Here is a 12,490-nt window from a genome sequence, read left to right as displayed (position 1 = left end):
CAGGTGCTCCTCCCTTTCCGATGAGGGCACTATACGCCGCCGACTGGTGTGTTATAGATCAGGAATCCATCAAAAAACCATCAAGACGGATTGTGTGGCACACCGGTTTCTCGTCAAGGATATCGCCTTCCAGGCCGGGCTGAGCACAGCGACGGTGGATCGCGTTCTCAATGGCAGGAGTGGCGTCAGGCATCAGACGATGATGCGGGTGCAGGCTGCGATCGCAGAGCTGGAAAAGCAGCAGATCGGCGGCGAGGTGAGCGGGCGGAAGCTCGCCATCGATGTCGTGATGGAAACGCCGGACCGCTTCAGCACCGCCGTTCGCGATGCCTTTGAGGCGGAGGTCGCCACCTTTCTGCCGACGGTGTTCCGGTGCCGCTTCCATTTCGCCGAGGTGATGAAGCAGGCAGAGCTGGTGCAGTTGCTCGACCGGGTCCGGCTGCGCGGCACGAACGGCATCGTCTTGAAAGCACCGGATGTTCCGGAGGTCACTGCTGCGGTTTCCCGCGCAACGGACGCCGGCATTCCGGTAGTCACTTTGGTGACGGACCTGCCGAATTCCTCCCGCAGTGCTTACGCGGGCGCTGATAATCGAGCGGCCGGTGAGACTGCAGCCTATCTTATTGGCGAGCATTTCGGCGACGCGCCCGGGCGGGTTCTCGTCACGCTCTCCAGCGGTCGATTTCGCGGTGAGGAGGAGCGCGAGATGGGCTTTCGCCGCGTGCTGCGCGAACGCTATCCCCAGATTGGGATGATCGAAATCAGCGAAGGCCACGGAACGGATGCAGCGACGGGCACGCTGGCCGCTCGTGCAATCGCGGCGGATCCGGCGATCAACGCGGTCTATTCCATCGGCGGCGGAAACCAGGCAGTGCTGGCCGCCTTCGAGGCGGCGAAGCGGCCGATCCGCGTGTTCGTCGCGCATGATCTCGATGCGGACAATCGCGCGCTGCTTGCCGACCGCAAGATCGGCTTCGTCTTGCACCACGATCTGCGCACGGATGCCCGCTCGGCCTTTCGCGCCGTCATGGGCCGTTCTGTCAGGGGCGGAATTGCGCCTCCGGCATTGTCGTCGCTGGAGATTGTTACACCTTACAACATGCCTGCTACGGATTGAGGTTTGCCTTTCCCTTAGCGGTAAAATCGCGATAGTGCTTTCGCAGGAGCGAGGGAAACGGTATGGAATACAGCGATATAGGGACAGTTGCGGCCTGGCTGACGGAGCAGGGGCTCAAGGGCGCGTCGGAGGCCGAACTGTTGACCGGCTTCTGCGACGCCTGCCGCGAACGTGGCTTGCCGCTCGATCGCGGCATGGCTCTGATGGACACACTGCATCCCGTACACGAAGGCCGGGCGTTCCGTTGGGACAGCCAGGAGGAGATCGAGACCGAATTCGAGTATGGCTCCACCAGCGAAGGACCGGCATTGGAGAGCTGGCAACGTTCCGCCTTCTACTATCTGTGGGCGGGAGAGGAGAACGAGGTCAGACGGCGCATCGGTTTTGGCGATCCGGCCGACTTCGCCATGCTCGACACGATGCAGGCGCAGGGCCACACCGATTTCGTCGCGATGGTCCACCGGTTTGCCAAGGCCGGCACGATCGGCGAGATGGATTGCTTCTTCTCTCATTTCGCGACCCGCCATCCCGAGGGATTTTCTGATCACGATCTCATCATTCTGCGGAAGCTGGTGCCGGTGTTGGCCCTTGCGATCAAGTGTATCGCGCTGGCGCGTATCGCGAGGACCATCGCGGAGGTTTATCTTGGCGATGACGCCGCGCGGCAGGTATTGGAAGGCAAAATCACCCGAGGCAAGTCGGAGCGGATCTCGGCGGCTCTCTGGTTCTCGGATCTTCTGAACTATACGAAAATATCCGACACCGCGCCGCCGGAAGAAATCCTGCCGATGCTGAACGCCTATAGCGATGTGGTCATTTCCGCGATCCATGAGGCCGGTGGCGATGTGTTGAAGCTTATCGGCGACGGTGTCCTGGCGATCTTCAAGGCGGACGAGCCTGCCGATGCCTGTGCTGCGTCGCTGCAAGCCGAGCGATTGCTGCGGCAGAAGCTGAAGGCGTTGAACGATGAGCGCGCGCTGGAAGAACGGCCGACGACCGAGGTCTATATCGGCCTGCACATCGGTGATGTCTTCTATGGCAATATCGGCAGCCGCGAGCGACTGGACTTTACCGTCATCGGCCCCGCCGTCAACGAAGTCAGCCGGATTGCCTCGATGTGCCGATCGGTCGATCTCAACGTGCTGATGTCGTCGGAGTTTGCGGCGACGATCCCGGAGAACGAACGCGGCGCGCTGGCCTGCATCGGCCGTTACGCGCTCCGTGGCGTCAAGCGCGCGCAGGAGCTTTATACGCTCGACACGGCGCGAATCGAGATCTGACGCCTTCTGTCCGTGCGCCGTCAGAAGAAATTTCACGGCGTTGTCGCCTTCTGCCGATAGAGGATTATATCGGTCGAAGAGGCGGGTTGCCTCGTAGATCGGGCGAAGCGGCGACAGCCCGCTTTCTCTCATCCAAACAGGAGGACGGCATGCAGATCAATCGTACAGGTTCAGCGCAGTGGTCCGGTGGACTGAAGGACGGCAAGGGGCAGATCTCCACGCAGAGTGGCGCGCTCAAACACTATCCCTACGGTTTTTCGAGCCGTTTCGAAGGCATCCCAGGGACAAATCCGGAGGAACTGATCGGGGCGGCGCATGCCGGCTGCTTCACGATGGCCTTGTCGCTGATCCTTGAGGAGGCGGGTCTCAAGGCGACCGATATGGAAACGACGGCAAAGGTGACGCTCGAGAGCGTAGAGAGCGGCTTTGCCATCACGGCGATCCATCTCACGCTGACCGGCACGGTTCCGAATGCCGATGAAAGGACATTCATCGAGCTCGCCAACAAGGCCAAGGCCGGATGCCCTGTCTCCAAGGCCCTTTCGGCTGTCCCGATCTCGCTCGACGTCAAGCTCGCCTGAGCCTTGAGGTGAGACCGAGTGCCGCACCGAGGTGTCGGCACTTCGTCACCTGTCCATCTTTCCAAGCTTCGATCGACTGAATCTATGCGCCCTGCGGCCCAAGCCGTCGGGGCGATTTTCCGTGCTCGCCACGCGCGCAGATAAGCGGGAACGGCGAGAGTTGGCAGATGCCCATCCTATTTACACCAGATCGGCCGTGAGTCTCAGATGCGGCCAAACCTTGACAAATTACGAATGATGTCTTACGACTGACGAAATTCAAAAATCGTCAGTCGTAAGTGAGTGCGCAAAATTGATTAGCGATGCTGCGGAAAACACGATCGAAATAACGCGCCAGGAGAATGTGACCCGCATTCTCGACGCTGCCGAGCGGCTTTTCCGTCATTACGGGTATTCGAAGACGACGGTGGCAGACATCGCTCGTGATCTCGGCATGTCGCCGGCCAACGTCTATCGCTTCTTCGCCTCGAAGGTGGAGATCCACCAGGCGATCTGTGGCCGTATGCTGGTTCACAGCTACCAGATGGCGTACGACGTCTGCCACCTGCCGATCAGCGCTTCCGACCGGCTGCGACGTTTTGTGCAGGGCCAGTATCAGATTACGGTCGACACCATGCTCGATCAGGAAAAAGTGCATGAGATGGTCATCGTCGCCATCGAGCGCGACTGGCACGTAATCGAAAGGCATATCGACAGTATTCATGAATTGCTCGCCGATGTGATCCGTGAGGGGATCGCTGCCGGCGAGTTTGCCGAGCAGGACGCGGATGTCGCGTCCCGCTGCTTCGGGGCTGCAACAATCAGCCTCTGTCATCCGCAGATGGTGGCGCAATGTCTTGCCAAGACCAACCGCGCCACCGTCGACGAACTGGTCGAGTTCTCGATCAGGGCGCTAAAGAAATAATTCGCGGCAAGGGCCGCAAATCAACCGATAGCCGATTTCAGGAGTGCGAAAGATGATTTCGCTGAAGAGAGTTCAGTTGCCGTCCGTAGTCAGTCTCGCGCTCCTCGGCGCCGTCGCACTTGCCGTATCCGGATGCAGCGACGAGAAGAAAGCCGAGACGAAAGAGGTCATCCGGCCGGTAAAGGTCGTGGAGATTGCCGAGGCCGGCGATACCCGCGCGCTGGACTATTCCGGTGCAGTGAAGGCTCGTGTCGAGATGAACCTCGGCTTCCGGGTCGCCGGCAAGATCACCGACCGCCGTGTCAACATCGGCGATCGCGTCAAGCCGGGCGATCTGCTCGCCCAAATCGACCCGACGGACTATCAACTGGCGGTCAAGACCGCCGAGGCGAACCTCGCCGCCGCCGAAAAGGGCGTGGCAACCGCTGATCTCGCCAACAAACGCGCGCAGCAACTGTTCGACAAGAGTGTCACGGCGAAATCGCAGATGGAGCAGGCAGCCCTTAGCTATGATCAGGCCGTCTCGACGCGCGATGCCGCGGCGTCGTCGGTCGACCAGGCTAGGAACCAGGTCGCCTATACCGAGTTGAAGGCCGACCGTAGTGGCATCGTTACCTCGATCAGCGCCGACACAGGCGCGGTCGTCGCGGCTGGCACGCCTGTCGCGACCGTCGCGCTTGATGGCGAGAAGGAAGTGCAGATCGCCGTTCCGGAGAACGACATCGCGCAGTTCAAACCCGGCAAGACCGTCAAGGCCAGCTTCTGGTCGGACAACAAGCTCGTGCTCGATGGCAAGGTGCGTGAGGTTTCCGGCAGTGCCGATGCGCAGTCGCGCACCTTCTCGGTCCGCGTCAGCCTTCCGAACGACGATCGCGTGCTGCTCGGCATGACGGCGACGATCGAGGCCGCCGTTGGCAATGCCGAGACCAACGTCGCCATTCCGCTCAGCGCGCTCGCCGAGAAGGATGGCAAGAAGATCGTCTGGATCGTCGATCGCAATGCATCGACCGTCCATGCCCGCGAAATCAAGGTTACGGACTTCACCGGCGCTGGCGTCCACGTCGCCGACGGCCTGAAAACCGGCGACCTCGTCGTCGCGGCCGGCACGCAGTTCATGGCCGAGAACCTGAAGGTCAAGCTGCCCGAACAGCAGTCGGCGCAGGCCGAAACCGGCGACGTCATCCGTTAAGGCCTGGTCAGGAGAGGATTATGACCATGGACAACTCCAACGCCGAAAAGCGCCCCTTCAACCTGTCACGCTGGGCGATCGGCCATCCGAGCATTGCACGCTTCCTGTTCGGCCTGATCCTGATCACCGGCGTCCTTGGCTTGATGCGCATGGGCCAGAAGGAAGACCCGGACTTCACCTTTCGCGTCATGGTCGTGCAGGCCATCTGGCCGGGCGCCTCCATCCAGGAGATGGAAGACCAGGTCGTCAACAAGATCGAGCGCAAGCTCCAGGAAACGCCGCATATCGATTGGGTGAAATCCTACACGCGGGCCGGCAGCGCCATCATCACCCTGCAGGTGAAGGGCGATACCAACAGCCAGCAGGTCGCTGACGCCTTCTACCAGGTGCGCAAGAAGGTCGGCGACATTTCCAGCGAGTTGCCCGAAGGGCTGCTTGGACCCTATTTCAACGATGAGTTCGGCGATACCTACATCACGCTGCATTCGATCAGCGGCGAAGGTTACAGCTATCCGGAGCTGAAGAAATTCGCCATCCAGGCGCGTGACATGCTTCTGACGACGCCGGGCGTTGAGAAGGCTGTCATCATCGGCGATCAGCCAGAGAAGATCTACATCGACGTATCCTCGAAGGCTCTGGCCGAACGCGGACTGACCGTGCTCGACCTGCAGAACGCGATCAAGGGACAGAACAGCGTCGATCCGGCCGGCTCCGTCGACACCGGCATACGTTCGGTGCGGATTTCCGTCGAAGGCGACGTAACGAAGGCCGAGGACATCCGCGAACTGCGGCTAAAGGCCGGCAATCAGGTCACGCGTCTTGGCGATATAGCTACCGTCTATTCGGGCCTCGAGGATCCCTATCAGCGCAAGTATCGCTTCAACGGGCATGAAAGCGTCCAGGTCGGCGTCGTCATGGCCAAGGGCTTCAAGGTCACCGATGTCGGCAAGGATGTCGAATCGACCTACGAGCGGTTCGCGGGATCACTGCCCTACGGTGTCGCCGTCGACCAGATCTCCAACCAGCCCGACGTCGTCACCGATGCGATCAGCGAGTTCATGCATGCGCTTGGCGAGGCCCTGATCATCGTGCTGATCGTCTCCTTCCTGTCGATCGGCTGGCGCTCGGGTCTCGTTATCGCCATCGCCATCCCGCTCGTGCTGGCAGCGACCTTCGCCATCATGTACGAGTTCGGCATCGATCTGCAGCGCATTTCGCTCGGCGCACTCATCATCGCGCTCGGCCTACTCGTGGACGATGCCATGATCGTCGTCGAGCTGATGGAGCGAAAGCTAGAGGAAGGCCTTGTAAAGATCGAAGCGGCCAGTTTTGCCTACTCCTCGACCGCCTTCCCGATGCTGACCGGCACGCTGATTACCACCGCGGGCTTCATCCCGGTCGGCTTTGCGGCGTCGACCGCCGGCGAATATGTGCGTACGCTGTTCTACGTGGTCGGCATTGCGCTGGTTGTCTCATGGTTCGTGGCGGTCTATTTCACGCCATGGCTCGGCTACATGATCCTGAAGCAGCGCCACCATGCGGGCGAGCATCACGATGCCTTCGACACGCGGTTTTATCATCGCCTGAGAGCGACGGTCAGCTGGGCGGTGCGCCATCGCATTATCGTCATTGCCATGACGCTGGTGACCTTTGCGACCAGCCTTTGGGCGTTCCAGTTCATCCCGCAGAACTTCTTCCCGCAATCTTCGCGCCCGGAAATCCTTGTTGATCTCTGGCTGCCAGAGGGCACCAGCATCAAGGAAGTCGAGACGCAGGCAAAAGCGCTCGAAGCCAAGATCATGGATGACAAGGACAAGAAGTTCGTCGCCACCTACATCGGCGAGGGCGCCCCGCGCTTCTTCCTGCCGCTCGACCAGCAGCTCCGCAATCCGAACTTCGCGCAGCTTCTCGTCATGGCAAACGACGAGCCGGCGCGCGAGCGGTTGATTGTCAAGCTGCGGACCATCCTTGCGGAAGACTTCCCTGATATCAGAGGCAAGGTCGATCGTCTGTTCCTTGGCCCGCCGACGGGCTGGCCGGTGCAGATGCGCATCATGGGACCGGATCGTCAGGAAGTCCGCAAAATCGCCGACGAGGTGAAGGCGAAGTTTGAAGCCAATCCGCAACTCGGTGCGATCCACGACGACTGGCTGGAGCCGGTGCCGGCGATGAAGCTGGTGATCGATCAGGACCGTGCCCGTGCGCTTGGCGTTACGTCGCAGCGTGTTCGCCAGATGCTGCAAACGGCTGTCTCCGGCGCCCCGCTCGATGATTTCCGTGACGGCGAGGAGACGGTGTCGATCGTCGCCCGTGAGCCGGAAACCAATCGCTCGCTGTTGTCGGCCGTCAACTCGGTCTACGTGCCGACGGACTTCGGCGGCTTCGTCCCAGTTTCCCAGGTTGCCAAGGTGGTGCCCGTTCTGGAGCAGGGGATCGAATGGCGGCGCAACCGTCTGCCGACGATCAGCGTTCGTGCAACATTGCCGGATGGCGTCCAGTCGAACGACGTAGTTATGAAGATGTATGCCGACATGCAGCCGCTACGAGACAGCCTGCCGGCCGGTTACAAGATCGAGATCCAGGGTGGCGCGGAAGATTCCGCCGAAAGCCAGGCCTCGATCGCGGCCAAAGCACCGATCATGCTCGTCGTCATCGTCCTCTTGCTGATGGCGCAGCTGCAGCACTTCGGCAAGGCGATGCTGGTGCTGGCGACCGGTCCGCTCGGGATCATCGGTGCGGCTGCGGCCCTGCTGATATCGGGCGCTCCGTTCGGCTTTGTCGCCATCCTCGGCGTCATCGCGCTGCTCGGCATCATCATCCGCAACTCGATTATCCTCGTCGACCAGATCGACCAGGACATCAAGGCGGGGATGAACAGGCAGGAAGCGATCGTCGGTGCTGCCGTGCGGCGGTTCCGCCCGATCATGCTGACGGCGCTGACGGCTGTCCTGGCGCTGATCCCGATCTCGCGCGGCGTTTTCTGGGGTCCGCTCGCCTATGCGATGATGGGCGGCATCCTTGTCGCGACGGTGCTGACAATCCTGGTGCTGCCCGCCGCTTACGCCCTCTTCTTCGGCAAGGAGCCGAAAGCAGCTGCGGCCAAGGACGGTGTCGCAAACGGCAACGCACCTGAAGAGGCGGAGGAAATGCACCCGCCGGCCCTGGCGGCCGAATGACGGGAAAGACGATGGCGCGGTGAGAACCGCGCCATTTTCGTTAGTCAGACCGTGGTTTCCGCGGCTTCCGCTTTCAAGCCGAGCAGTGCGGCGCCGATCAGGCCCGGCTCGACGCGGCATTCGCTGCGGACCACGAGCGGGCGATCGAATTTGCGCAGGATGCGCTGGCGGACAGCCTTGTCCAGCTCCGCAAGCAGCTCTTCGACATTCGAAAGACCGCCGCCGACGGGCACGATGGTGGCACCCGTGATATTCACCGTCAGGGCGAGTGGCGAGGCGACGAGGTCGACGAAGACATCGATGGTGCGAGCCGCCTTGGTCTCAGCCTTCAGCCAATCATCGATGATCTCCTGGCTGGACAGGTCGATTTCATGCAGCGTTTTGTGCAGCCGCTCGAGGCCGCGGGCGCCGCCGACCGTATCGACGCAGCCCGTCTGGCCGCAGCCGCAGGGAAAGGCCGGAATGGCAACCGGCGGATTGCCGGCATGAGATGCCAGCGCCGGGCCATGACCCCATTCGCCAGCAAAGCCGCCCGCGGCATTGATCAGCCGGCCATCTGCGACGACGCCACCGCCGACGCCGGTTCCGAGAATGGCGCCCAGAACGATGCGGTGGCCGCGCCCGGCGCCGAGATCGGCTTCCGCCATAGCGAAACAATCCGCGTCATTTGCAATCAGGACGGGCAGGCCAAGTTCGGCCTCGAGATCAGCGGCGAGGTTGCGGCCGTGGATACAGGGAATATTGGCGCAGGTCAGCCGCTGCGTATCCGGATCGACGACGCCGGCGATCGAGAAGGCCAGGCGTGTCGGTTGCTCGCCGGTTTCCGCGATGATGGCACGCAGCGTGTCGACGAATGCGGCAAAATCGTCCTTGGGGGTGGGACGCCGGCCGAGCGGCGTGATGTCGGCTTCGGAGTGCGCCACTCCGCCCTTGATGGCGGAGCCGCCGATGTCGAAAGAGATGATCATTAGGGTTCTGCTGGTTGGATGGCCTCTGCGTCTGCTCGCACCCTTCCGCGGGTTTTGCAAGCCAAATCCGGGTCAGGCAGGCAGGGTCATCTTGGCTTCGAAGCCGGCTTTCTCGCCAGCTGGCGGGGAGCGCAATTCCAATGTACCGCCCATCTGGGAGACGATACGGTCGGCGATGGCGAGCCCGAGCCCCGAACCGGATGCTGTCGTCTTGCCGCGGCGGAAGCGCTTCTTCAGGCCCGCCATCTCGGCCTCGCGGATCGGTGGCCCGCCGTTGACGACACGGATGATGCCGCCACTTTCGAGACTGACATTGACCGGCAGGTCGGGATCGCCATGGATCAGGGCATTCTCGATCAGGTTTCGCGTGACGATGCCGAAGGCATCCATGTCGGCGTTGCGGACGAGCTTTGCATCGGGCGCAGCAGAATACTTGAGCCTGCCGTTCGTACGGCTGTCGCGCTGGAAGTCGGTGACGACCATGTCGAGGACAGGACGCAGGTCGATCGGGCTCGCGCTCCCGCCGATACCCGCCTCGGCGCGTGACAGTTGCAGAAGCTTTTCCGCCAACCGGCTGAGATTGACCAATGAGGCTTCGACCTGCTGTACGCGATCCTGCGTTGGGCCGGGCGGCAATTCTTCCGCAAGCCGTTGGGTCTGTGCCAGCGCACCGGCAATCGGCGTTCTCAGCTCATGCGCACTGTTGGCGGTGAATTCGCGCTCCGCTTCGAGGGCCGCTCGCAGGCGCCCGAGGAGGAGGTTGACCGATCGAGCGATTGGCCTAAGCTCGACCGGCAGGTTCTGGCCATCGACCTCAACCATGTTGCCGCTGTCCTTCGTCCCGATGTCTCGCCGGAGCGCCTCAATCGGCCGCAGCGCCCGCCCGACGACGAACCAGATCGCAAAGATGCTGGCGGGAATCAGTGCTGCCAGGGGGATAAGCAGCGTCACGGCGCTTTCGCGCGCGGCTTCGTTCCGGTTCTTGAACCGGTCGGCCACCTGCAGGAACAGCGAGCCGTCGGCCGCCATTTCGGTGTAGATCCGGGCCGTTGGTGTATCGTGAAAGCCGGTGCTCAGCGGCGCGTCGAACGGCTCGGCTGGAGCGTCATTCGAATGCAACACGACCTTGCCGCTGGCGTTGCGCACTTGATAGGTCAAATACTCGCGTCTGGCGGCAGCGTCGAACATCGCCATGTTGCGTGGATCGCGATCTGTGCCCTGGTTCAGCTCGGCTAGGATAAGCGCCAGCAGGCGCTCGGTCGTCTCCTGCTGGGCAGCGTCGAAAATTTCATCGAATTCATGCTGCATCACGCGGAAACTCAGGCCGATCGCTGCAAGCCAGGAGACAACCAATACGGTCGTCAGGGCAAGGATCAACGGGCCGGTGATGCTGCGTTCACGTTTCATTTTCATCCGAGTGTGTAGCCGATGCCGCGTGCCGTGCGGATACGGTCCTTGCCGATTTTCTTGCGCAGGCGGCTCACATATACCTCGACCGTATTGCTTTCGATTTCGGAGCCGAATGCATAGAGCGCTTCCTCGATCCGGTCCTTTGGAACGATCGCGCCCGGGCGCGCCGTCAGGAGGTCGAGCACCGCCCACTCGCGGCTCGTCAGGATGATCGGCTCGCCGGCCACGGAGAGCTGATGCAGTGGCCGGTTGATCTCGATATCGGAAATGCGGATCACCGGATGCGGATTGGCGTCGTAGCGGCGCGCGACGGCCATGATGCGCGCTTCCAGCTCGTCCAGATTGAAGGGCTTCACGAGATAGTCATCGGCGCCGGCGTTCAGTCCGTCGATACGATCCGAGATCTGATCGCGCGCGGTTAATATGATGACGGGCGTTTTCAGGCCCCTTTCGCGAAGACGGCGCAGAAACTCGACGCCGCTGCCATCCGGGAGCTGAAGATCGAGAAGGATCAGCCCGTAATCGACAGGTCGAGCGGCGGCGTCGGCATCGGCGAGATTTTGCACCCAGTCAACGGCATGATTGGCAGCGGCGACGTGATCCCGCACTGCTCCACCAATCATCCTGTCATCTTCAACCAGCAGAATTCGCACAGTTTTTTCCTCGGTGCCAGTTAGCTCGCAGTTCAACCTTCGGTCAAGCAAGGCTTGATCGACAAAGATGACAAGCAGATGGCACCCGGCTCCAGCTCCAAGCCAAAATAGGCTGTGCAATTTCTCAATGCACTCGACATTTGCCCGAATTCTGGTTTGATTTGGCGCGATGTACATCTTCCCGTCGGCGGTGGCCGCCCCTTTCAGCATGGTAGAGACTTGATGGTACGAAAATCCGAGACTTCGGGACGGCTGGATGATGCGGCGCGTGCGGGATGGCTCTACTACGTGGCGGGGCGAACGCAGGATGAGATTGCTTCCTCCATGGGGATTTCCCGGCAGTCGGCCCAACGGCTGGTGTCGCTCGCGGTCGCCGAACGGCTGATCAAGGTGCGGCTTGACCATCCGATCGCTGCCTGCCTCGAACTCGCCAATGCGGTGCGCAAGAAGTTCAACCTGAAGCATGTCGAGGTCGTCCCGAGCGATCCCGGTTCCAGTTCGGCGACGGTCGGCATCGCGGAGGCCGCCGCAGCGGAGATCGAGCGCTGGCTGAAGCGGCCGGATCCGATCGTGCTGGCGGTCGGCACAGGGAGAACGTTGAAGGCGGCGGTCGATCAACTGCCCGCCATCGAATGTCCCAACCATCGCATCGTATCGCTGACCGGCAACATCGCGCCCGATGGTTCGGCGGCCTACTACAACGTCATCTTCAGCATGGCCGACGCGGTGAAGGCGCGGCATTTCCCGATGCCGCTGCCGGTTCTCGTGACGTCGGCGGCGGAACGGGAAACCCTGCATGGCCAGCAGCTCGTTCGCTCGACACTCGAGATCAGCGCGCAGGCGGACGTGACGTTCGTCGGCATCGGCGAGCTCGGCATCGACGGCCCGCTTTGCGTCGACGGATTTCTCGAGAAAGACGAGATGATGGAGCTGATGCGCAACGGTGCCGTCGGCGAGATCTGCGGCTGGGTGTTCGACAGCGAGGGCAAGCTTCTCGACAACCCGATCAACGAGCGGGTAGCCTCGGCCTCGATTCCCTCACGCGAGTCGTCGACGGTCATCGGAATCGGCAAGGGAAAGCGCAAGTTCAAGGCGATCAAGGCTGCTGTAATAGGCCATCAGATCAACGCGCTGATCACCGATGAGGATACTGCCGAGTATTTGCTCAAGGCATGAGCAAATATTTATTTCTTTAAAATCAGCTAGATAACA

General features: G+C 61.5%; 10 protein-coding genes. 7 read left to right on the top strand and 3 right to left on the bottom strand.

Annotated features, from left to right (window positions below):
• Positions 1–94: 94 nt before the first annotated feature.
• From IB248_RS18490 to IB248_RS18465, 6 genes are all read left to right on the top strand, one after another.
• Positions 95–1,117 carry a LacI family DNA-binding transcriptional regulator gene (locus IB248_RS18490; protein WP_169682941.1) on the top strand — a complete coding sequence of 341 codons (1,023 nt, stop codon included), beginning with the start codon at positions 95–97 and terminating at the stop codon, positions 1,115–1,117.
• A gap of 62 nt (positions 1,118–1,179) precedes the next feature.
• On the top strand, positions 1,180–2,397 hold the full coding sequence (locus tag IB248_RS18485) for an adenylate/guanylate cyclase domain-containing protein (RefSeq protein WP_018856469.1): 1,218 nt from the start codon (positions 1,180–1,182) through the stop codon (positions 2,395–2,397).
• A 149-nt stretch (positions 2,398–2,546) separates the two neighbouring features.
• The gene (locus tag IB248_RS18480) at positions 2,547–2,978 is read left to right on the top strand and encodes an OsmC family protein (RefSeq protein ID WP_018856470.1); all 432 of its coding nucleotides are present in this window, start codon (positions 2,547–2,549) and stop codon (positions 2,976–2,978) included.
• 295 nt (positions 2,979–3,273) lie between these two features.
• Positions 3,274–3,882, top strand: coding sequence for a TetR family transcriptional regulator (locus IB248_RS18475; protein ID WP_192241500.1), 609 nt, complete (start codon positions 3,274–3,276; stop codon positions 3,880–3,882).
• Between the two features lie 52 nt (positions 3,883–3,934).
• Positions 3,935–5,071: an efflux RND transporter periplasmic adaptor subunit gene (locus IB248_RS18470; RefSeq protein WP_113472048.1), complete on the top strand. Its 1,137-nt coding sequence runs from the start codon at positions 3,935–3,937 to the stop codon at positions 5,069–5,071.
• A gap of 26 nt (positions 5,072–5,097) precedes the next feature.
• Entirely contained in the window at positions 5,098–8,247 is a 3,150-nt protein-coding gene (locus tag IB248_RS18465) for an efflux RND transporter permease subunit (RefSeq protein WP_169682966.1), read from the top strand.
• Between the two features lie 44 nt (positions 8,248–8,291).
• Here IB248_RS18465 and IB248_RS18460 read toward each other — a convergent pair whose 3' ends face one another.
• From IB248_RS18460 to IB248_RS18450, 3 genes are all read right to left on the bottom strand, one after another.
• Positions 8,292–9,215 carry an ROK family protein gene (locus IB248_RS18460; RefSeq protein ID WP_169682948.1) on the bottom strand — a complete coding sequence of 308 codons (924 nt, stop codon included), beginning with the start codon at positions 9,213–9,215 and terminating at the stop codon, positions 8,292–8,294.
• A gap of 72 nt (positions 9,216–9,287) precedes the next feature.
• Positions 9,288–10,622 (bottom strand): ATP-binding protein, encoded by a 1,335-nt coding sequence (locus IB248_RS18455; RefSeq protein ID WP_192241486.1) that lies wholly within the window; start codon positions 10,620–10,622, stop codon positions 9,288–9,290.
• A gap of 2 nt (positions 10,623–10,624) precedes the next feature.
• On the bottom strand, positions 10,625–11,278 hold the full coding sequence (locus tag IB248_RS18450) for a response regulator (RefSeq protein WP_025658844.1): 654 nt from the start codon (positions 11,276–11,278) through the stop codon (positions 10,625–10,627).
• Between the two features lie 222 nt (positions 11,279–11,500).
• On the opposite strand from IB248_RS18450, the gene IB248_RS18445 reads away from it, so the two are divergent.
• A complete protein-coding gene (locus tag IB248_RS18445; protein WP_025658845.1) occupies positions 11,501–12,454 on the top strand; it encodes a sugar-binding transcriptional regulator in 954 nt (317 codons plus the stop codon).
• Positions 12,455–12,490: the final 36 nt, after the last annotated feature.

It is taken from the genome of Rhizobium sp. RHZ01 (genome assembly GCF_014851595.1).
Taxonomy (GTDB): domain Bacteria; phylum Pseudomonadota; class Alphaproteobacteria; order Rhizobiales; family Rhizobiaceae; genus Rhizobium; species Rhizobium altiplani.
This window is presented reverse-complemented; position numbering and strand designations above follow the sequence as displayed.